Raw genomic sequence first — 21450 nt, 5'->3', positions numbered from 1 at the left:
TCCCGGCGGTTGCCGTCCTCGACGAGGCCGGGCTGTCCATGTTCTGCGCTGGAGAGGCCATCTGGATCGCCCGCGGTCGATCAGGTACCGCCCGGAGCATACCCCCGGAGGGCGTCGAGCGTCGTGGGGTTTTCGGCGAAGGCGAGGCGGGCGACAAGGGTGCGGGCGAATTCTCGCACACTCTGGAAGCCCTGTGGATCCGTCCGTAACGTCGATTCGTCCATGTAGAGCCGTCGAGAGATCTCGACCTGGATGGCGTGGATGCCGGTCGCCGGGGTCCCGTAGTGGCCCGTCGAGAATCCACCGCGATAGGGGTCGTCGTGGCGCACTGTGTAGCCGCAAGACCGCGCGTGTCGATCCACCATGTCGATCACTGCGGCGGAGGCGGTTGTCCGCCCGCGGGTGCCGGGGACGATGTCGGCCCGGGCGATCCCGGCGGGTTCATGGCCGCGCCGGGCCTGGCTCGGCATCGAGTGGGCGCAGAGCAGGATGGCAAAGCCAAACCGGGCGCGCTTGCGGGCGAGGAGTTGTTCGAGGACGCGGTGGTAGGGGCGGTAGACGAGGTCGAGGCGGCGCTCGAGCTCGGCCCGGGGCAGCCTGCGCGACAGGATGGGCTCGCCGTCCGTGGTGAGGCGCCAGATGAGACCGCGTGGCCAGGGCGCTCGACCTCCGCCGTCGACGGCGTCGTGGTCGACGTCTTGCTCGCCGCGGTTCAGGTCGACGACGTAGCGGCTCGCCCGGGCGTAGAGCAGCGTGGCGCCTTCGACGGGTGCGTCCTCGAAGAGGGCGTCGACGTGCAGGTCGGCGTCGCGGGCGATGCTGCGCGCGGGCGCGACGGTGAACGACAGGGTTTCGGCGTCGAGGGACAGGCCCGCGTGGGGGACCTCGACGACCACGGGGGTCTCGCCCCCTTTGGGTTCGATGACCTCGAACTGGGTGCTGGGCGGCATCGCTCCGCCGGCGGAGCGGAGCCCCCAATCGTCGTATCGGGGATCGACCACGGCGAACACTCATACCCCATAAAGCGTCTGGCCGCAGGTGAAGCGCTCGAAGGAGCACGGAAGGGCCTCTTGCCTCGCTCGTGCGTCCGCCCCATGTACCAAGTTTCGTCCGCGCCACCTCCCTTGCGCTTTGCGCATTTCTTCGGCGGGGCCGAGAGCAGCGGTAGGCTCGGCGCGTGGACCTACACGCCTGGGTGGACGCGTACCTGGATCACCTGCGGGTCGAGCGGGCGCTGTCGCCGCGCACGCTGGAGGCGTATGCCCGGGACCTCGGAAAACTCTGCGCGCTTTGCGAACGGAGCGGGATCACGGCGCCGGGGGAGCTCGACGCGACGGTTGTCTCGACGTACCTCGTCGAGCTCGGCAGACAGGGGCTCGGCGCGCGCTCGGCGACGCGGCATCTCTCGGCGGTGCGAGGTTTTTCCAAGTTCCTGCTGCGGGAGCGGGCGATTTCGGCCGATCCGGCGGCGCTCGTGGAGCGGCCCCGGACGAGCCGCAAGCTGCCGAAGGTGCTCTCCGTGGAGGAGATCGAGCGGATTTTGGAGGCGCCCGACCGAGCGTCGTTCCGGGGGCTGCGTGACCGCGCGATGCTGCACGTGATGTATGCGGCGGGGCTCCGCGTGAGCGAGGTCGTGGGGCTCAAGATCGCGGACGTGGATCGCAAGCAAGGTGTGGTGTTCGCGTTTGGCAAGGGCAGCAAGCGGCGGATCGTGCCGCTCGGGGAACCTGCGCTCGATGCGCTCGATGCGTATCTGGCGGTTCGAAAGGATCATCCGCGCGCCGCGATGACGCCTGCGCTGTTCCTGTCGCCCCGGGGCAAACCGTTGACGCGGCAAGGCGTGTGGAAGCTGCTCGGCGCGTATGCGCGTGGCGTCGGCGTGACCAAGCCGAGCTCGCCGCACAAGCTGCGCCATTCGTTCGCGACGCACCTGCTCGAAGGAGGCGCGGATCTCCGCAGCGTGCAGGCCCTGCTCGGGCATGCGGACATCACGACGACGGAGATCTACACGCACCTCACGGACGATCACGTCCGCACCGTGTACCGGCGGGCGCATCCTCGCTCGTAACATGCATGGACCTCTGCATCGACCGCATCGCGGTCGATGCACCTGAGGTCCAGGGCTTGCCCTGGTCCGGGTCCAGGGGTGGACAACCCCTGGTCGGGCCCGGGGTGAAACCCCGGCGCTACGCTGCCAGTGACAATTACTTGAGGATGGATCCGAGGTCTTGCTCGACCTGCTCTGCCGTCTGCGCGGGGACCTTCGCGTAGAGGCGCGTGCGCTCGGTGCGCACGAAATAGTCCGGTTTGCCTGCGGGATCTGCGGCTGGAACGCGGACGAGCTCGAGGAAGCCGAGCGATGCGCCTGCGGCGTACTCCACGCGGAGCACGTCTTGCTTGCCTGCGGGCTCGCTCATCACGTAGTCCGTCGGCCGCAGCCGATCGAGCTTCCCCATGAAGTTTGCCGCTGTCTCGTCCTTCTGATCGGCCGCGGCTGGATCGGCCCAGAACCGCTTGCCCTCGGGCCCGCCGCGCACGATTTGTCGCTTCTTCCCGCCGGCGCTGAGCTCTGCTGTCGAGACCTCGGCTTCTTTCCACCCGTGAAGCTCACGCTCCACGAGCCGCGACTCTGCTGTGTCGAGATCTCGCACGGCGCTGCCGTCGATCACGTATGTCTCGCCCGTCTGCGGCTCGCGCACGTACCGATCGCCGCCGCCGGGCGTTGTCCCGCCCAGCACGAGCTTGCGCTCGGCGCCGCTGATCGTGACCGTGAGCGTGCCTTCGGGCTCGGCGAGCCCGAACTCGGCCGCGCGATCCTCCGGGATGCGCCCGAGTGCGCGGAGCGCCTTCAGCGGCGCGAGCGACTCGACGAGCTTCTGTGCCACGCCCACGCCGACGAACTCGGTCTTCGACTTGGCGCCGGGCGCGGGCGGTGGCGCGCCTGCGTCGGGGTTCACGGGCGGAGGCGTCGCCTCGCGCTCCAGCGTGCCGACGTAGTATGCGCCGAGCTTGTCGGATTTCGTTTCGAGCGAGACCTTGCGGTTCTTGCCTTCGAAGACGACCCTTGCGACGTCGGCCGGACGCCCGGGCCATACCGTCGCTTCGGTTTGCACGAGCGCTTTCGGCTGCTCGTCGCGGGTCCACACGGCCACCGCGCTGGCCGATGCCAGCACGAAGAGCCCTACGTGGACGAAGAGGCCGCGTCCTACGTTCATGCCTTCCTCCCGGCCGTGCGGCGCGCCCGCCGCGTCACGAGGAGCCCTACGCCGAAGAGGAGCGCTGGAGCCCCGATGATCGTCCCGTAGAACCAGAACACGTCCTTCTGCTTCGTGTGCTCGATTCGCACGTCCTCGGGCGTCACGATCTCCCCGCTGAAGCTCTCGTCGCCGCCGAGCCAGCGCACCGCGTCCACCGCGAAGAGCTGGTTCGTCTCGGCCACCCCGAGTGCGAGGTCGCTCAGTGCGTCCGCGTCCGCGAGCACGAAGGCGCGCATCTCCTGCGGACCTTTTACTTTTGCCTTGTCCACGCCTTCGCCGAGCGGCTTCGTCACCGCTGCGGCGAGGTTGAACGTCGCTTTCTTCTCGTCGCCGTCGAGCTCGTAGTTTCCGTTCTTGTCGGCGAACGCGGAGCCCGACGAGCGAAGGACGAAGTCCACCTTCGGCTCGGATCCGGCCTTCTTGTCGAGCGATCCGGCCACGGGCACGAGCACGACTGCGCGCTGCGAGACGCGGCTCAAGGTCGAGACCGAGGCGTGCGACGAGAAGCGGTTCGAGACGAGGTTCGCCTTGTCCGAGGCGTTGCGCCGCCGCGGCACGAAGAGCTGGTCTGTCGTGGCGAGCACCGTCGGATCGAACGCGAGATCCGCGAGCGCTGCGAGCGGCGCGAGATCTCCCTTCGTCTCCGGATCCAGCGCGAGGAGCAGCTTGCCGCCGCGCGCCGCGTACTTCTCGAGCGAGGTGATCTCCTCGGGCAAGAATGCCTGCGACGGGCCGAGCACCACGACGAGCGACGCGTCGTCGGGCACCGCGTTCGCGAGGCCCTGCGGCATGCCGAGGTCCTTCACCACGTAGTTCTGGCTCTCCAGCAAGCGACGCAGGATCTTCGAGGTCCTGCCCTCGGCGGCCGCCGCGCCCGCGCCCTCGTTGAGCTCGCCGTGCCCGACCGTGAAGTAGGCCGTGCGCTGCTCCTTCATCGCCTTGAGGAGGGCCTTCTGGAAGTCGGCGTCGAGCGTCTTCAGCTTTGCCGCCGCCTTGTTCAGCTCTTTGTCGAGCGTGAGCGTCTCGCGCGTCGGCCCGCGCAGGATCACGATCACCGCGTCCTGCGTGACCTTGTTGTCCTTCGCGAGCTGCGGGTGGAGCAGCCGGTCGTAGAAGCCGTACTTGAAGTTCGGCGCGCTCTTCGCGATGTCCGCGAGGTAGCCCTCGACCTCCATGCCGACGTCGTTCATGGGCGGGAAGAACGCGCGCACCTCGACGGTGTCCGGCGCGCTCGTCACGATCTTCTTCGTCGACTCGCTCGCCTTCGCCGTGCGGAAGTACGAGAAGTCGACCTTCGCGTCGAGCTCGCCGGCCGCGTACGTGAAGAGTGCCGCGTAGGCCACCGCGAGCGCGAGCGAGAGGCCCGCGACGGTCGCCGCGCGCACGCGACGTCCCTCGACGCGGGGCGCGCGCCGCATGGGCGCGAGTGCGATCTCGCCGAACACGAGCGGCACGACCGACACGAGGATCAACACGACCCAGGCGACCGTGCTCGCCCCGTCGAACCGCGCGCGTTTGTCGGGCGCCGCGTCGAGGATGCCGAGCGTGCGCCTTCCAAACTCGGTGTTCCCCGCGAAATAGATCACGAGGGCCACGAGCCCGAGCGCCGCGAAGAGCGAGAGTGCGCGCTCGATCTTCCGTCGCTCCGGATCCTTCTCGGCCGACGCGTGCAGGAACCGGAGCGCCGTCGCGACCACCGCGCCAAGCACGCCGAGCGCGGAGATCACGAGCCGCCAGGTCTCGACGTTGCCGAGCAGCCGCTCGCCGATGAAGACGAGCACGAGCGAGCCCACGAACGCGGGCGCGAGGAAGGGCGCGTAGCTCGGCGGGGCAGGGGCCTTTGCGCCCTTGTCGTCCTTGCCTTCGGGCGCCTTCTCGGCGGCCGGAGCCGCCTCTTTCGGTTTCAGCGCCATCGCCGCGCCTCCAGTGTCTTGGTGGCCGCGAGCAGGAAGAAGTACGTGACGGCCACGTAATAGACCACGTTCTCGAGCTTCAGCACGCCGGTCATGAAGGGGAACTGCCGCTGGTGGTGCAGCGCCATCCCGGAGAGCACGCCGTTCACCGGCGGCTCGGTCACCTTCGCGACGAGCCAGAGCGTCACCATCACCGCGAGCAAGAGCCCGCCGAGGATTGCCGCCATCACCTGGCTCCGGCTCACGGCCGACGTGAACATCCCGATCGCCAGCGCGGCCGAGCCGAGCAGCACGATGCCCGTGTAGCCCACGGCCACGTGCCCGAGGCTCACCTTGCCGTTCACGAAGATGAGCAGCGGCATGTAGACGCTGACCAGCGTGATGAGCGCGACCATCGCGAGCGCCGCGAGGTACTTGCCCACGATGATCTCGACGTCCCGGATCGGCGCCGTGTTGAGCAAGACGAGCGTCCCGCGCTCCCGTTCCCCCGCGAGCAGCGGGATCGACATGAGCACCGCCACGATCATCGTGACGCCGCTCGCGCCGTTGAAGAACTCGCGCAACACGTCGGCCGACATGCGCGATCCGGACAGGCCGTTCGCGCTGAACCACACGCCCTCGACGAGCAGCGCCGCGGCCCCGATGGCCCAGCCGAGCAGGGATCGCCCGTACGAGCCGATCTCTCTCCCTGCGACGAGCAGAGCATTTCTCATGTCCCGCTCCCGTCCTCTTTTTCCGCCGCGGCGTCCTTCGCCCCGGCATCACCCTCGCCGGCCATGGTGCGCGCCTTCTTCGCGCCCCTCTTGCCGGCCCGCTTCTTCTTCGGCGCGGCCCCGGAGCCGCCGTCCGTCGTCTCTGCGCCCGCGAGCTCCAGGAACACGCTCTCGAGCTCCCGCTCGCCGCGACGCACCTCGAGGAGCCCGATCCCGGCCGTCACGATCGCGTGGCACACCGCCTCGCGCGCGTCGCCCTCGGACTCGATCCTGAGCGCGCTCACGCCCTCGCCGCCCTCCGTCGCGTCGATCGCCTCGACCGACACCACGCCCGGCACGCCGCTCACGGCTTCCTTGGCCTTCTCCTCGTCTCCGCGCACCGTCACGTCGATGCGCTGGTTCTTGAGCAGCTTCGCGCTGAGCTCGGCCTCGGTGCCCGTCGCGGCGATCTGGCCGTCGCGGATCACGAGGAGGCGATCACACGTCTCGCTGATCTCGGAGAGAATGTGGGAGGACAAAAGGATCGTGTGCTCGCCCTTGAGGCTGCGGAGCAGCTCACGCATCTCCACGATCTGCACAGGGTCGAGGCCACTGATGGGCTCGTCCAGCACGAGCAGCTTCGGCCCGTGCACGATGGCCTGGGCGATGCCGACACGTTGCTTGTAGCCGTGCGACAGGGACGCGATGAGCTGGTCTTGCACTTCGGCGAGCGCCGTCGCCTCGAGCACCTCGGGCACGCGTTTGTCCGCGGACGCCTTCGACAGGCCTCGCAGCCGCGCGGCGAAGTGCAGGTAGGCGCGGACCGTCATCTCGCCGTAGAGCGGAGGTGTGTCCGGCAGGTAGCCGATCAGCGATCGCACCTCGTGTGGGCTCTCCACGACGTCGAGCCCGTTCACGCGGACGGAGCCCGACGAGGGGAGCAGATCACAAGCGAGGATGCGGAGCGTGGTGGTCTTTCCGGCGCCGTTGAGCCCGAGCAAGCCCACGATCTCGCCGGCTTCGATGGAGAACGAGAGCGGTCCGACCGCTCTCCTCTCCCCGTAGTATTTGTAAAGGTCGACGATTTCGATCACGGCAAAAGCCTTCGTCATGCGCCGGGTTTCCCGGCGACGGCGCCCTTATAACAGAAGCTTGGGCCCATGATTCCCGACCTCGTCGGGATCCGACGTCGAGCAGGACTCGAACGCCCTGGGCAGCTGGGGACCGGGGGGCGCGCCTCGCGGCTCGGGGGGATCCCTCGGGAGGTTCAGCGTTTCCACGCGATCCCGCTCATCGGCCTTGCGGCCGAGGCGGGCCCGCGAGAAGGAGCCGCGCCATGACGGCGCGAGCCATGTTTCCAGGTCCCCGCAACGCATTCCTCGCGGTCACCGCGATGGCCCTCGGCATGGCGTGCCTGCAGGGAAACCGCCCACCCGAGGTCGCGCCTCGCGGCACCCTCGTGCCCGGCGCCGCCGACGGCGCGGCCACGGTCGACACGCGGGGAGCCTTCGCCGTCGTGTTCGGAACGCCGCGCGGGGACACGATCGACCCGCCCGAAGTGAGCCTCGTCTTCAACCGCCCCATGCGGCCGCTCGAGCTCGCGGGGGACGAGAGCGCGCCGCCGGCGTCGCTCACGCCCGCGGTGCCCGGCCGATGGGCCTGGGTCGGGACGAACGCGCTCTCGTTCGTGCCGGAGAAGCGCCTGCCGCGCGCCACCGCGTTCGTGGTCACGGTCCCGGCCGGCACGAAGGCACTCGATGGATCCACCCTGGAAAAACCTTTCGAGCTGCGCTTCACGACGGCGCGGCCCGAGGTCACCTCGGTCGAGCCCGAAGTCGGCCGCGAAGATCTGCGGCCCGACACGAAGTTCACGCTGCGCTTCAACCAACCGATCGACGATCGCGAGCTCGAAAAGGCGCTCAAGGTCACGGCGGGCGAGCGTCATGACAAGTGGGCGTTCACCGTCAAGCGCCCCGATCCGCAGAACGAGCAGCTCGTCGAGGTCATCCCGCGCGCGCCGCTCCCGCTCGACAGCGAAGTCGTGCTCGAAGTGAAGGGCCTCGCGGGCAAAGAGGGCAGCCTCCGATCCGAGAAGGAAGAGCGGTTCGAGTTCCGCACGTACGGCCCGCTCGCCGTGAAGGAGCTCCCGTGTGATCACGACACGCCGCACGGAAAATGCGCGTCCGACGGCGGCATCGGGATCTACCTCACGACGCCCGTCAAGCTCGCCGAGCTGAAGAAGGCCGTCCGCTTCGAGCCGAAGATCGACGTCACCTGGCCCTCGTGGCTCGACGACGATCACGTCACGACCGGCGTCACGGTCTACGGCGCGTTCACGCCGGGCAAGAGCGTCAAGGTCACCGTCGCGAAAGGGCTCACCGACGAGCACGGACAGAAGCTCGCGGCCGACTACCGCGCCAACGTGGCCTTCGACGACCTCTGGCCCAAGGCTGACATCGGCCTCCACGGCAGCGTCTTCGAGCCCGCGGCGCGGCGCGAGATCCCGATCGACTCCATCAACACGAACGATCTCGAGCTCGTCGTCGCGCCGCTCTCGCCGGACGATGCGATCCACTTGCAGGACGACGAGTACGGCGCGGGCCGCGCGCCCTCGTACGAAGACATCTTGAAGCTGCCCGGCGCGAAGGTCTCGAAGCTCGCCTCGAACGCGCCGCTCAACAAGCCCTCGCGGCACGCCGTGAAGACCGAGGAGGCGCTCGGCGGCAAGGACGCGCGCGGCGCGCTCGCGCTCGGCATTCGGTACATCGGCTGGCCCGGCTCGAACCACCAGCGCGCGGTCACGAACACCGCGGTCGTCAAGGTCAGTGACCTCGCGGTCACCGGAAAACTCTCCGCGCGTGGCTCGCTGCTCTGGATCAGCCGCCTCTCGTCGGCGGCGCCGGTCAAGGGCGCCGAGGTCACGATCCAGAAGCCCGGCGAGTCACCCATCGGCCCGTTCCGCTCGGACGACAGTGGCTTCATCACGCTGCCGCCGAACGTCTGGGCCCGCGGCAGCGCGGGCGCCGAGCGCGCCGTCATCCTCGTCAAGGACGGCAATGATTGGACCTACAAGCATCTGAACGACACGCTCAGCAGCTGGCGCTTCGACGTGCAGGTCGATCCCGGCCCCGATCGGCCGTTCGGCCTCGTGTTCACGGATCGCGGCATCTACCGGCCCGGCGACACCGTCCACATCAAGGGCATCTTCCGCAAGGAGGGCAACCCCGGCACCGTCACGCCCGTCGGCCTGCCCGTGGAGATCAAGATCGAGGGCCCCGACGGCGACGAGATCGCCTCGCGCACCGAGACGCTCTCGCCCTTCGGCACCACGGCGATCGACGTCGTCGTCCCGCGCGCCGGCCGGCTCGGCACGTACTCGGTCCGCGCCACGGTGCAGGAAGGAGATCCGGGCTGGGCTGACGTGAGCGGCGACTTCGAGGTCGCCGAGTATCGGCCCGCCGAGTTCGCGGTCTCGGTCGAGAGCGACAAGCCGAGCTACGTGCGCGGCGACAAGGGCAAGTGGATCGCGCGCGGCGATTACCTCTACGGCGCGCCCATGGCCGGCGCGGATGCGCGGGTCGTCGTGACCCGCGGTGAAGCCGAGTTCCGCCCGCCGAACACCGACGGTTTTACCGTCGACGAGGAGACGTTCCACGCGGACACCGCCGACGAAACCACGCGGGAAGGCGAGATCCAGAGCAGCACGACGAAGCTCGACGCCAAGGGCACGGCTTCGATCGAGGCAAAGCTCGCGCTCCCGGGCCAGCGCGGCCCCGAGCGCGTGACGGCCGAGGCCGACGTGAGCGACGTCTCGCGCCAGTACATCGCGGGCAGCACCACGGCCCTCGTGCATCCGGCCGAGTTTTACGTCGCGCTCCGCACGGGCGCAGACCTCTTCGTCGACGCGGGCAAACCCATCAATCCCGAGGTCTTCGCCGTGGATCCCAAGGGCGCGCGCGTCGCGGGCGTCCCGATCAAGATCGAGCTCGTGTCGCGCACGTGGAACGTCGCGCGGCAAGCGACCTCCGGCGGCCTCGCGCACACCGTGGCCGAGGTCGTCGATCGCGTCGTCGAGAGCTGCACGGTCACGACCACGGCCGGCGACAGACCCGTCTCGTGCAAGCTCACGCCTGCCGCGTCCGGCTACCACATCGTCCACGCGACCGCGGTCGACACCCGAAAGAATCCCGTCGGCGCTGCGGAGCCGCTCTACGTCTTCGGCGGCTCGGGCGGTGGCGGCTTCGGCGACAGCGATCGGCTCGTCGTCGAGCTCGTCGCCGACAAGGAGAGCTACGAGGTCGGCGACAAGGCGCGCTTCCTCGTGAAATCGCCGTTCACCGCGGCCGAGGCGCTCGTGACGGTCGAGCGCGCCGGCATCCTCTCGCAGCGCCGCGTCAAGCTCGCCGGTGCGATGCCGACCATCGAGATCCCGGTCACCGAGGATCTGCGCCCGAATGCGTTCGTCTCGGTCCTGCTCGTCCGCGGCCGCACCAAGCCCGCGCCGACGAACGTGAAGGATCCCGACGTCGGCGCGCCCGCGTTCCGCATGGGGTACGCGCCGCTGCTCGTGAACCCCGAGAAGCGCAGGCTCAAGATCGCGCTCACGCCGAACAAGACGGAGGCGCGGCCCGGCGAGAACGTCGAGGTCGACGTCGTCGTGCGGGATCACGCGGGCAAACCTGCGCGCGCCGAGGTCACGTTTTACGCGGTCGACGAGGGCGTGCTCTCGCTCGTCGGGTACAAGACGCCCGATCCGATCGGCGTCTTCGGCGCCCCGCGCCCCCTGCGCGTCACCTCGCTCGAGGTGCGCGCCGCGCTCGCCCGCGTCTTCCGACCGTACGGCGATCTCGGCACCGACAAGGGCCTCGACGGCGGCGACGGCGGCGGCGGCACCTCCGTGCGGCGTGACTTCCGCGCGAGCGCCACGTTCGTCCCCTCGATCATCACGGACGACGCGGGCCGCGCCAAGGTAAAATTCCGCCTCCCGGACACGCTCACGACCTACCGCCTCATGGCCGTCACCGCGGCTGAGGACGATCGCTTCGGCTTCGCGGAAAACCGCGTCGTCGCGAGCCGCCCGCTCATGGCGCGCCCGGCCTTGCCGCGTTTCTTGCGCGCCGGCGACGCCCTCGACGCGTCCGTCGTCGTGAGCTCGAAGGGCATCGGCAAGACCACGGCCACGGTCGAGCTCAAGCTCGAAGGCCTCACGCTCTCCGGCGATACGAAGCGCACGATCGACCTCGCGCCCGGCACGCCCGTTGAGGTCCGCTTCCCGGTCGCGGCGCCGAAGGCTGGCAAGGCGAAGATCGGCTTCGTCGTGCGCGCGACCGAGTCGGGAAAGCCCCTGGAGGATGCCGTCGAGGTCGAGCGCGACGTCCGCGTTCCGCTCTCGCCCGAGGCTGTCGCGCTCTACGGCGACACGACCACGGAGATCGCCGAGAAGCTCGGGGATCTCTCGGCGATCCGCGACGACACGGGTGGGCTCGACGTCAGCATGGCCTCGACCGCGCTCGTGGGCCTCGGCGGCGGCGTCGAGCAGCTCATCGACTACCCGTATGGCTGCACCGAGCAGCTCGTGAGCAAGCTCGTGCCGATGCTCCCGCTCCGTGATCTCGCGCAGGACTTCAAGATCCCGCTGCCGAAGAACACGGACGCGATCATCGCGTCCACGGTCGCCGAGATCCTGAAGCACCAGCGCGGCGACGGCGGCTTTGGCATGTGGGTGGGCTCGGACCGCTCGAACCTCTGGGCCAGCACGTACGCGCTCTGGGGCCTCGGCGAGGCCAAGCGCCGGAGCGTCGACATCCCCCAGACGGCGATCGACGGGGCCGCGCGCCACGTCCACGAGGCGCTCGATGCGGAATACGACGAGTACCTGCGCGCCACCGCGCCCTTCATCCTCGACGTGCTCGCCGAGAACCGCCACCCCGACACGGGCCGCACGACGCGCCTCTTCGAGGAGCGCAAGACGCTCCCGCTCTTCTCGCAGGCGTTCCTCCTGCACGCCATGGTCATGGCCAAGCACGATCGCGCGAGCATCGAACAGCTCGCGAGCGAGCTCGAAGGCGCGCTCCGGCTCGATGGAAACATCGCACGCGCCGCGGCGAACCTCGGCGACAAGTACGCCGTGCTCATGGACTCCGACACGCGCACGACGGCGCTCGTCCTCCGCGCCCTGCTCGCGGCGCGCCCGAACCTCCCGATCGCGGCCAAGCTCGCCATGGGCCTGCTCGCCGATCGCAAGGGCGGATCCTGGCGCAACACGCAGGAGGCCGCCTGGTCGCTCGTCGCGCTCGACGCGTATCGCAACGCGCAGGAGAAGGCCACGCCCGACTTCCTGGCGCACGTCTTCCTCGGCCAGGCCGAGATCGCGACGCAGGCCTTCCGCGGTCGCGACGTCAACCAGGCCCGCATCAGCCTGCCCGCCGAGCGCCTCACCTCGGCCGGCGGCAGCGTCCTCGCCTTCGACGTCGAGGGAACGGGCCGCCTCTTCTACGAGGCGCGCCTTCGTTACGCACGCAAGGAGCTGCCCAAGGCGCCGCTCGATCGTGGCTTCTTCGTGCAGAAGACCCTGCGCCCGGTGAGCCCCGCCGAGCTCGCCACCCTGCTCGCCGCGCCGCCTGGCAAAGGCGTGACCTCCTTCCCCGGCGGTGAGCTCGTCCTCGGCGAGATCGTCGTCGTCACGCCGTCGCCGCGGAAATACGTGGTCGTCGATGATCCGCTCCCGGCCGGCTTCGAGCCCGTCGATGCGCGCCTCGCCACGACCGCGCGCAGCGCGAACCTCGACGAGGAGGCGGGCGATCCCGAGGACACGTTCGACGAGGAGGGCGGCTACGACGACGTCGCCACGGGCCGCGCGATCCTCTCCAGCCGCTACCTGCGCGAGCTGCGCGACGACCGCGTCCTCTTCTTCATCGACCGCATGCCGGCCGGCATGTATCGCTACCGTTACCTCGCGCGTGCGACCTCGATCGGCACGTTCGTCCTTCCGCCCGCGCGCGCCGAGGAGATGTACGTGCCCGAGGTGTTTGGAAGGACCGCCGCCGGCACGATCACGGTGACCGCCAGCAAGTGACCCGATCCCGCCTCGCTCGTGTGCTCGTCCGGTGGCTCGTGCCTCGCAGCCGCCGCCACCGGATCGAGCTTGCGCTCGCGGCCCTTCTCTCCCCGATCCTCTGCCTCGGCGTCGCCGCCGCGCTCACGCCGCTCCCGCCTGAGCTCGCCTCGAACGATCTCGCCGCGGCTGATCCCTCCACGGTCTTCCTCGATCGGCACGGCACGGTCCTTTGCGAGGTTCGCGCCAAGGACGGCACGCGCGCGCGCCCCGTGCGCCTCGCCGACATCGATCCACGCGTCGCCCGCGCCGTGCTCGCGGCCGAGGACAAGCGGTTTTACCTGCACCCCGGCGTCGATCCCATCGCGATCACCCGTGCCGCGGGACAGGCCCTCCTCGCGCGGGGCATCGTCTCCGGCGGCTCGACGCTCACGCAGCAGCTCGCGCGCACGCTCGTCCCGCGCCCGCGCACCGTGGTCGGCAAGCTCCGCGAGATGGCGCTCGCGCTGCGGATCGAGGCATCCCTGTCCAAACCGCGGATCCTCGAGGAGTACCTGAACCGCGTCGCCTTCGGCCCCTCGCTCCGCGGCGTCGAGGCTGCGAGCCGCTTCTACTTCGACAAGTCCACCCGCGATCTCTCCCTCGGCGAGGCCGCCGCGCTCGCCAGCCTGCCGCGTGGACCCACGCTCTACGATCCTCGCCGCGGCACCGATCTTCTGAAACGCCGCCGTGATCGTGTCCTCGAACGCATGCGCGCCGCGCGCCTTGCCGAACACGAGGACGTCGACCGTGCCCTCGGCGAACCGCTCGTCCTCGCCCCGCGTGGCAGCGGCCTCGGCATCCCGCACCTGCGCCAGGCGCTCCTCGCGGGAGGGAAGGGGATCGGCACCGACGGGCTCGCCGGCCGCGCCACCAGCATCACGACCACCCTCGATCGTGGCCTCCAGCGCGAGATCGAGATCCTTGCGGTCCAAACGGTCGAGCGCCTCGTGCCGCGCCACGTCACCGCGGCTTCGGTCGTCGTCCTCGACAACGAAACGGGAGACATCCTCGCGTACGTCGGCTCGCCCGACATCGAGAACGAGGCTCGCCTCGGGCACAACGACGGCGTCCTCGCCAAGCGCCAGCCCGGCTCCACGTTAAAACCGTTCGTCTACGGCCTCGGCATGGAGATCGCGGGCTTTTCCGCCGCCACGATCCTCCCCGACGTCGACCTGCATTTCCCCACGCCCGACGGCGACTACCACCCGAACAACTACGACGGCCGCTTCCACGGCCCCGTCCGCGTCCGCGAGGCCCTCGCGAGCTCCTTCAACGTCCCCGCCGTCGTCGCCGCCTCCCGCGTCGGCCCCGAGCGCCTCCTCGCGCGCCTGCGCGACCTCGGCTTCGCCTCCCTCGATCGCAGCGCCCGTGACTACGGCCTCGCCCTCGCGCTCGGGGACGGCGAGGTCCGCTTGATCGAGCTCGCCGCCGCCTACGCCACCCTCGCGCGCGGTGGCCTCTCCGTGACCCCACGCGCCGTCCGCGAGGCACGCGCCGCCACGGGTGAGCTCCTCCCGCTCCCCGCGCCGCCGCCTCGCCGTGTCCTTGATCGGCGCGCCACCTACGTCCTCACGCACATCCTCGCCGATCGGCACGCGCGCCTTGCCACGTTCGGCGAGAACAGCGTCCTCGAACTGCCGTTCCCGGTCGCCGCGAAGACCGGCACCTCGAAGGGGTTTCGCGACAACGTCACCGTTGGCTTCACGCCCTCCGTCACCGTCGCCGTCTGGGTCGGCAACTTCGACGGTTCTCCGATGAGCGGCGTCAGCGGCGTGACCGGCGCTGGCCCGCTCTTCCACGACGCCATGCTCGCGGCCGCTCGGTTGTACCCCGAGCGCGCCTTCGAGCGCCCCGAAGGCCTCGTCGACGTCGACATCTGCCCCCTCTCCGGCGCCCGTCCCGGCCCGGACTGCCCGCACCGCCGCAGCGAGCTTCTTCCTCGGAACACCTCGCTCGCGACCTGCGACATGCACGAGCGTGTCCGCATCGATCGCCGCAATGGCCTGCGCGCTGGTCCCGCCTGCTCGGACGCTTCCACCGACGTCCGCGTCTTCGAGCACTACCCGCCCGAGCTCGCCGCGTGGGCCGAGAATGCCGGCCGCCCCGTCGCCCCACGCGCCTCTTCGCCCTTCTGCCCCGAAAGCGATCGCGCCACGGCGCCCTCCCGCATCCGCATCGCCTTCCCGCCCGACGGCGCGCGCTTCGTGCGTGACGGCGCCCTCGCCGCCGAGGAGGCCATCCGCGTCCGCATCGACGCGCCTTCGAACGCCCGCACGGTGCGCCTCCTCGTCGACGGCCGTGCGTTCGTCCTTTTGCCCCCGTTCGAGCGATCGGTTCCGCTCGTGCCCGGCGAGCACACGCTCGTCGTCGACGCGGACGGGATCACCTCGGAGCCCGTCAGGTTTTCGGTGGAGTGAGCAGCTGCGGAAGCGGGGTCGCTTGCACCGCTTCCCTCGGCATCTCCGCAGAGCGTTTCTCCTCGGACGCGGCCGGCTCGAAGCGCCCCCGTGGCAGGTACCGCCCTCCGTCGAGCCCCTGCAGCCGTCTCACCAGCCGCTCCCGCACCCGACACCGGAGATCCCAGAGCTTTCCGGAGCTCGCCGCCGACACCAGCGCCCGCAGTTTCACCGTCGTCTCGAGCGCGTCGACCACCACGAGCCCGGCGACCTTCCCGTCCCAGTCCGGATCCTCCTCGCAGGCGCGACGCACCTCTTCGCGGAGCACGTCGATCGGCGCCATGTAATCCACGTGCAGGAAGACCGTCCCCAGGAGCTCGGACGACGACCGCGTCCAGTTCTGGAACGGCTTGTCGAGGAAGTGCGAGATCGGCAGCACGAGGCGCCGCTGATCCCAGATCCGCACGACCACGAACGTCAGCGTGATCTCCTCGACCGTGCCCCACTCTCCCTCGATCACCACCTCGTCGCCGATCCGCACCGGCTGCGCGATCGAGATCTGCAGGCCCGCGAGGATCGTCGCGAGCGTGCGTTGCGCGGCGAAACCCAGCACGACGCCCGCGATGCCCGCGGACGCGAGCAGCGAGACGCCCACCTGCCGCACGAGATCGAACTGCAGCAAAACGAGCGCCGCGGCGACGAGCGCGAGGAGCACGCTCGCCACCTGCCGCAGGATGGAGAGCCGGGTGCGCGCGGCGCGTGCGCTCACGGCGTCGAGCTTCGACGCCTCGTACCGATCGCCTATCTCCGCAACGCCCACGCCGAGCGCCCGATCCGCCGCCCACGCGCAGCCGATCACGAGCAGCGGGCTCAGGATCCGCCCGAGCCACGCCTCCGTCTCGGCCGTCGGCTCGAACGCCGCCGCCCCTGCGCGCACGAACAGCACCGCCAGAATGAGGCGGCACGGGCCCCGGAACGCCGCGACGAGCCGATCATCCTTGCGTGAGTCCGTGCGCGACGCGAGCTTGGCCAGCAGGCGCACCCCCGCCGTGCCGCAGATCCATCCGACCACCGGCGCCACGAGCAGCACGAGCCCTTGCCAGACGAGCAGCCCGAAGGGCGTCCCCCGATGGAGGATCCGGGCGGCGCTCGCCACGCCCCCGTCCGCGGCAAGCGCCTCCGTGGCGAACGTCGACGCGGCCGCGAGCGCTCCGATCAGAAGGCCAGATCCTTTGGGCACAAAGAGAATGTGCTTCCCAGGACCGGCATCGCAAGGGGGTTTTGGGGTCAGGTCAGGACGAAGTTGTTCAGCGTCGCCACGACCACGCCGATGATGCTCTCGCCGGCGATGAGGCCCGAAGCGATCGGCACGACCATCTCCTCACCCTTCTTGCTCAGCTTTCCGCCCACGAACGCGATCACCGCGCCGAGGAACATCGCGAGCGGATAGTAGAACGGCAGGATGAACCCGAGACCCACGCCCGTGGGGGAGGGGAGGTACTTCTTGTACTTCGGCAGGAGTTTCTCCAGCAAAAGCAGCACCGTACCCACCGCCAGGCCTACCGCGATGCACGTCCGCGCCATCGGGTGCAGGTTGCCGATGCCCACCTTGAACACCTCGGCCACCGCCTTCCACTGCTGCGCCGCGGGCGCCGGGAACGCGGGATTGTCGCCCGTCAGCGACGCGGCGGTCGGCACGAGCATGTAGAAGCCGATCACCGTGGCGATCGTCCCCGGCAGGATCCCCAGCATCTGCGCGACGAACTGCCGCCGCGGGTTCGCGCCGAGCAGATATCCCGACTTCAGATCGTTCAAGAGATCCGCGCTCGCGCTCGCCGAGCCCGCCGTGATCCCGGCCGTCATCAGGTTCGCCGTCGCGCTCTGCGGGATCAGCACGCCGTAGATGAGCTGCATGATCTTGCCCATCGCGCCCGTCGGCGTGATGTCCGTCTCACCCGTCGCGCGGCACGCCACGAGCGAGAGCACGAACGTGAGCCCCACGGCGAGCAGGCCGAGGTGCAGCGGCACCCCGAAGAACTTCCAGGCGATCCCCACGACGCCGACGGTGGCGATCGAGCCGCCGATCGCAAACCAGCGCATCGGCACCTCGATCCCGGCCCGCGCCGCGCCCGCGTTTCCGCCCGCGGCCTTCCCGAAGCTCTTGAAGGCCCGGACGATCGTCTTCCACTGCAGCACGAACGAGAGCAGGCCCGACGCCACCAGCATCGGCGCGCCGATCCAGAGCCCGATCTCCTTCCACGCCGTCTGCGGCTTCGCGGCTGCCGCCACGACCTGCCCGAGCTGGTTCGTCCACTGCGCTTCCATCGCGATCGGCGTCACGAACACCGCGAGCACGATCGCGCCCACCATCATCGAGATCGTCGCGCGCAGCCCCACGATCGCGCCGGCCGCGATCAGCGCGACGCCGTGATCCAGCTTGATGTTGAACGCGGAAAGCGGGTACGCCTTGCCCGCCGCGGTGATCTTGGGCAGCCAGTCGAAGAGCGCCGACGCGCCCGGCACGAGCGCCGAACGTGTCACCACGCCCGCCGCGTCCACCGACTTGAGGATGTTCAGGTCCTTGAGGATCGGAATGAACCCGGCCACCGCGGCCGACGTGAGCAGCGCCTTGCCCTTTTCGACCGCGGTCGCGCCCTGGCTGTAGAGGCTCTGGAGCGTCACGGCCGCGGCCGTGCCCGAGGGGAAGCGCAGGCGCTCCTGGTTGATCATGTTGCGCTTCATCGGGATGGCGATCACCGTCCCGAGCAGCGCGAGCGCCACGGTCCAGGCGGCCAGCACGGGCCAGGGCATGTGCGTGCCCTTGGGATTGTCCGCGCTGACGCTCAGCATGAGCAGCGCCGGGATCGCCGAGACCATCGTGCCGCCGGTCGAGTACCCCGCGGAGGACGCGGTCGACTGCATGCAGTTGTTCTCGAGGATCGTCATCGGCGTCTTCACGATCCCGGCGCGCTGGAAGGCGCCCCAGATCGAGAAGGAGAGGATGCACGCCGTGATCGCGACGCCGAGGTGCCAGCCCGTCTTCAGGCCGACGTAGAGGTTCGTGAACGCGAGCAAGAACCCGAGCGCCGCGCCCATGCCCACCGCGCGGGGCGTGAGCTGCGCCGTCGCGTCGCCCCGGTAGGCCTTGGCATACCAGGTCTCCTCGTCCATCTCGCCGACCGTCTCCGGCGCGATGTCGAGCGGTTTTCCGCGATCGAACTCCGCCTGCGTCGTCGGCGCCGGCTGGAAGAGCCGCTCCGCGTCCACGACTGTGACCGTTCGCGCCTCTCCTGCGGGCGTCTCGATCTCGCTCATATCCGCCTCATAGCATGGAGACGGGCCCAACCGCTTCCGTCTCTCGGGGCTACCTCAGCGGAACGCGACCTCAGGATTCGCCGCCTCGCGCGCGAGCGCCGCCCGCTCCCGGGCGAGATAATCCCGGATCGCCGCGTCGAGCCTGGGATCGGCCACGTGATGGAGGCTCCGGGTGATCGTGGGTTCGAAGCCCCGGGTCATCTTGTGTTCTCCCCCCGCGCCAGGCTCGAAGCGCCCGATCTTCCGCAGAATGCACTGCTCGATCGAGTGATAGAAGCAAACGTTGAAATGGAGGAAAGGCCGCTCCTCGGAGGCGCCCCAGTACCTCCCATAAAGCGCGTCCTTCCCGGCGAAATTAAAAGCCCCGGCGATGGGGCGTTTCCCGTCCCGGGCGAGCACGACCTCCACCCCGTCCCCGAGCCGCGGCACGATCTCCTCGAAAAACGCGCGGTTCAAATACCGTCGCCCCCAGTAAAACTTGTCGACGGTGGCCGTGTAATACCCATACATCGCGTCGACGAGATCGGGCGTGATCTCGCGCCCTCGCAAGGTGACGATCTCGATCCCCTGCGCCGCCATCTCACGCCGCTCGCGCTTCCACTGATTGCGACGTTTCGACGAAAACCGCGCGAGGAAATCGTCGTAGGTCGCATACCCGGCGTTCTTCCAGTGGAATTGCAGCCCGTACCGTTCGGCGAGGCCGGAGCTGGCGAGCTCGGCCGCCTGATCCGCGGTCGGAAAGAGGACATGCGCGCTCGAAATCTCGAGCCGCGCAACGAGCTGCCGGAGGCCCTCGGCCATGGCAGCCGCGATCTTCGAGGACCGAGCGCCCTCCGCCAAGAGGATGCGCGGGGCCGTCGCGGGCGTGAACGGGACAGCCACGACGAGCTTGGGGAAGTACTCGATGCCAGCGCGGTGCGCAGCGCTGGCCCAAGCGTGGTCGAAGACGAACTCGCCCTCGCTGTTGCCCTTGAGGAACGCAGGCGCAGCCGCGATCAAGCGTTCGCCCTCGTGCAAGGTGAGGTAGTGCGGGAGCCAGCCCGACTTGGGCTCGACGCAGCCCGTCCGCTCGAGGACGTCGAAGAACGCCCAGCGCAGGAAAGGAGCCTCGGAGACGCCCCCGAGGTCGTTCCAGGCCTCCTCAGGGATGCTGCGGATCGTGTCGTGGACGCGGAGCTCGAACACTCCGCGGTATCCTCGGCGGGCGTGGGGCGGTTGGCAAGGGGCATGGTCGTTGCGTACGGCTGCTGCCCCGGGCAAGATGGCCGGTATGGGTGACCCTGCGCGAAGGATCAAGCCGCCTGCCAAGCCTGCGACGCTGGAGGATCTGCTGGTGATCCCCGAGGAGGAGCGGCGTCACGAGATCATCGACGGCGAGCTCGTCGAGAAAGCGGCGCCGAGCCCACGCCATGGCTCCGGGCACACGAGCGTGGTCATGAGCGTCGGTCCGTCCTACCACCGCCCCTCGGGCCGTGGGGGACCTGGCGGCTGGTGGATCCTCACGGAAACCGAAATTCTCTTCGAGGCGCGGCAGCTTTACCGCCCCGATGTCTCCGGGTGGCGTCGCGAGCGGCTGCCCCAGCTGCCCGACACCTGGCCCATGACACTGCGCCCCGATTGGGTCTGCGAGATCCTCTCACCGAACAACACCACGAACGACACCGTCAAGAAGCGCCGCACGTACCATCGCTTCCAGGTCCCGCATTACTGGATCCTCGATCCCATGCGTGGCGAGCTCACGGTCTATCGCTGGGCCGAAGGCGGCTATCTCGTCGCGGCGGAAGCCACGCGCGGCGAGCGTATCCGCGCCGAACCCTTCGATGAGGTCGAGCTCGACATCGACGAATTGCTTGGCTATGCGGAAGAGGAAGGGCCGCCGGCGGGCGAGCCCTGACGTCTCGAAAGGAGGCCCTCAACCCGTCGGGGCCGCCTCGTCCTTCTTCTTCTTGGCGCGCCGCGCCGAGAGCTCGTCCACGTAGGCGAAGACGCGGCTTTCGAGATCCCGCGGCAATAAAGGGTTCGTCGCGACCTCGTCGCGCAGGGCGTCTCGGAATCGGCGGAGAAGGCCGATCGTGGTCGTGCGCAGCTCGGTGGCGGGCTTGCTCGCGGCGTTGGCCTCGGTGGAGGAGCGGTCGCTGAGCAGCTTGTCGAGCGTCTCGCCGGCGTCGACGAAGCCGAGGGCCCAGTCGTAGAGCGTCTTTCCGTCGGGCGCGGGGAGGCTCTGCAGGTCGGCCTTGAGCTCGTCGAGCTTGGGTCGATTCTTCTTCGCCTGGGCGGCCTCTTCCGCGTACGAGTCCATGAGCCTGCCGCGGTTCGGGACGAACGCGTCGCGCACGCGTTGCGCGGCATTGCGAGCCGCGGGGGAGACGTCGGGCGTGACGAGCACGGCTTCCGTGTAGCACCAGATCCCGTCGCCGAAGGCGTCGTGGCGGCTGTCGGTCTCCGCGAGGGCGCCGGAATTGGCTCGCGTGGCCTGCCGCTCGGGCAAGGCTTCGAGGAGCACCAAGCGCGCAGAGAGCTGGGGCGTGTAGAGCTTACCGATCACGGAGAGCTCGAGGTCGGCCTTGCGCTCGGTGAGCATATCCTGGATCCCAAGAAAAAGATCATTCGCAGTGAGATTTCGCATCGGCGGGAGGGTGCCACGAAGGGTTCGGCGGGATCAACTTGCTTGGGCTTGTCGCTCAGAGCAACGAAAGCGGCTTTCCCCGGTTCGGGGGAACGGGTAGCCCGCGGTGATGGTCAGGACCATGGGCTCGGGGGAACGGGTAGGCCGAGGCGATG

At 69.4% G+C, this 21450-nt stretch carries 13 protein-coding genes; 4 read left to right on the top strand and 9 right to left on the bottom strand.

The genetic code is table 11. The features are described 5' to 3' along the window. Positions 1-80: 80 nt before the first annotated feature. Positions 81-1001: an N-formylglutamate amidohydrolase gene (locus tag KEG38_RS31770; protein ID WP_272423692.1), complete on the bottom strand. Its 921-nt coding sequence runs from the start codon at positions 999-1001 to the stop codon at positions 81-83. A 176-nt stretch (positions 1002-1177) separates the two neighbouring features. Between KEG38_RS31770 and xerD the strand changes: the two genes are divergently transcribed. Continuing rightward, positions 1178-2068, top strand: a complete 891-nt coding sequence (gene xerD / locus KEG38_RS31765) for a site-specific tyrosine recombinase XerD (RefSeq protein ID WP_272423691.1) — start codon at positions 1178-1180, stop codon at positions 2066-2068. 136 nt (positions 2069-2204) lie between these two features. Here xerD and KEG38_RS31760 read toward each other — a convergent pair whose 3' ends face one another. From KEG38_RS31760 to KEG38_RS31745, 4 genes are read right to left on the bottom strand one after another with little or no spacing between them, the layout of a single operon-like run. Further along, a complete protein-coding gene (locus tag KEG38_RS31760) occupies positions 2205-3215 on the bottom strand; it encodes a DUF4340 domain-containing protein (RefSeq protein ID WP_272423690.1) in 1011 nt (336 codons plus the stop codon). Further along, positions 3212-5170: a Gldg family protein gene (locus tag KEG38_RS31755; protein ID WP_272423688.1), complete on the bottom strand. Its 1959-nt coding sequence runs from the start codon at positions 5168-5170 to the stop codon at positions 3212-3214. Before KEG38_RS31755 ends, KEG38_RS31760 begins: the two co-directional genes overlap by 4 nt. After that, the gene (locus KEG38_RS31750) at positions 5161-5883 is read right to left on the bottom strand and encodes an ABC transporter permease (protein ID WP_272423686.1); all 723 of its coding nucleotides are present in this window, start codon (positions 5881-5883) and stop codon (positions 5161-5163) included. The genes KEG38_RS31755 and KEG38_RS31750 overlap by 10 nt, the downstream gene beginning before the upstream one ends. Next, complete coding sequence (locus tag KEG38_RS31745) at positions 5880-6974, bottom strand: ABC transporter ATP-binding protein (RefSeq protein ID WP_276073773.1); 1095 nt, start codon at positions 6972-6974, stop codon at positions 5880-5882. Before KEG38_RS31745 ends, KEG38_RS31750 begins: the two co-directional genes overlap by 4 nt. Positions 6975-7198: 224 nt before the next feature. Here KEG38_RS31745 and KEG38_RS31740 point away from each other — a divergent pair, with 224 nt between their 5' ends. Both KEG38_RS31740 and pbpC read left to right on the top strand, forming a co-directional pair. Beyond that, on the top strand, positions 7199-12937 hold the full coding sequence (locus tag KEG38_RS31740) for an Ig-like domain-containing alpha-2-macroglobulin family protein (protein WP_272423685.1): 5739 nt from the start codon (positions 7199-7201) through the stop codon (positions 12935-12937). Positions 12938-12975: 38 nt separating this feature from the next. Next, positions 12976-15375, top strand: coding sequence for a penicillin-binding protein 1C (pbpC, locus tag KEG38_RS31735; RefSeq protein ID WP_272423683.1), 2400 nt, complete (start codon positions 12976-12978; stop codon positions 15373-15375). Here the strand turns inward: pbpC and KEG38_RS55700 are convergent. Genes KEG38_RS55700 through KEG38_RS31720 form a run of 3 tightly spaced genes read right to left on the bottom strand, consistent with a single transcriptional unit; the run spans position 15356 to position 19854 of the window. Next, a complete protein-coding gene (locus KEG38_RS55700) occupies positions 15356-16594 on the bottom strand; it encodes a mechanosensitive ion channel family protein (RefSeq protein WP_272423682.1) in 1239 nt (412 codons plus the stop codon). The genes pbpC and KEG38_RS55700 overlap by 20 nt on opposite strands. Positions 16595-16641: 47 nt before the next feature. Next, positions 16642-18669 carry an OPT family oligopeptide transporter gene (locus KEG38_RS31725; RefSeq protein WP_272423680.1) on the bottom strand — a complete coding sequence of 676 codons (2028 nt, stop codon included), beginning with the start codon at positions 18667-18669 and terminating at the stop codon, positions 16642-16644. A 54-nt stretch (positions 18670-18723) separates the two neighbouring features. Continuing rightward, on the bottom strand, positions 18724-19854 hold the full coding sequence (locus KEG38_RS31720; RefSeq protein ID WP_272423679.1) for a GNAT family N-acetyltransferase: 1131 nt from the start codon (positions 19852-19854) through the stop codon (positions 18724-18726). A gap of 85 nt (positions 19855-19939) precedes the next feature. Here KEG38_RS31720 and KEG38_RS31715 point away from each other — a divergent pair, with 85 nt between their 5' ends. Then, positions 19940-20563, top strand: a complete 624-nt coding sequence (locus KEG38_RS31715) for a Uma2 family endonuclease (RefSeq protein WP_272423678.1) — start codon at positions 19940-19942, stop codon at positions 20561-20563. Positions 20564-20581: 18 nt separating this feature from the next. On the opposite strand, the gene KEG38_RS31710 is transcribed toward KEG38_RS31715, so the two are convergent. Further along, complete coding sequence (locus KEG38_RS31710) at positions 20582-21295, bottom strand: hypothetical protein (RefSeq protein ID WP_272423677.1); 714 nt, start codon at positions 21293-21295, stop codon at positions 20582-20584. Positions 21296-21450 lie beyond the last annotated feature (155 nt).

Origin of the sequence: Polyangium jinanense, from assembly GCF_028435265.1 — a bacterium.
In the GTDB taxonomy this organism is placed as follows: Bacteria; Myxococcota_A; Polyangia; order Polyangiales; family Polyangiaceae; genus Polyangium; species Polyangium jinanense.
The sequence above is the reverse complement of the archived record's forward strand: the minus strand, read 5'-3'. Positions and strand labels throughout refer to the sequence as shown.

What these genes read in the sequence shown, in the direction of transcription:
- KEG38_RS31760 (WP_272423690.1), bottom strand. Translation starts at nt 3,215, where the DNA reads ATGAACGTAGGACGCGGCCTCTTCGTCCACGTAGGGCTCTTCGTGCTG.
- KEG38_RS31755 (WP_272423688.1), bottom strand. Translation starts at nt 5,170, where the DNA reads ATGGCGCTGAAACCGAAAGAGGCGGCTCCGGCCGCCGAGAAGGCGCCC.
- KEG38_RS31750 (WP_272423686.1), bottom strand. Translation starts at nt 5,883, where the DNA reads ATGAGAAATGCTCTGCTCGTCGCAGGGAGAGAGATCGGCTCGTACGGG.
- KEG38_RS31745 (WP_276073773.1), bottom strand. Translation starts at nt 6,974, where the DNA reads ATGACGAAGGCTTTTGCCGTGATCGAAATCGTCGACCTTTACAAATAC.
- KEG38_RS31740 (WP_272423685.1), top strand. Translation starts at nt 7,199, where the DNA reads ATGACGGCGCGAGCCATGTTTCCAGGTCCCCGCAACGCATTCCTCGCG.
- KEG38_RS31725 (WP_272423680.1), bottom strand. Translation starts at nt 18,669, where the DNA reads ATGAGCGAGATCGAGACGCCCGCAGGAGAGGCGCGAACGGTCACAGTC.
- KEG38_RS31715 (WP_272423678.1), top strand. Translation starts at nt 19,940, where the DNA reads ATGGGTGACCCTGCGCGAAGGATCAAGCCGCCTGCCAAGCCTGCGACG.
- KEG38_RS31710 (WP_272423677.1), bottom strand. Translation starts at nt 21,295, where the DNA reads ATGCGAAATCTCACTGCGAATGATCTTTTTCTTGGGATCCAGGATATG.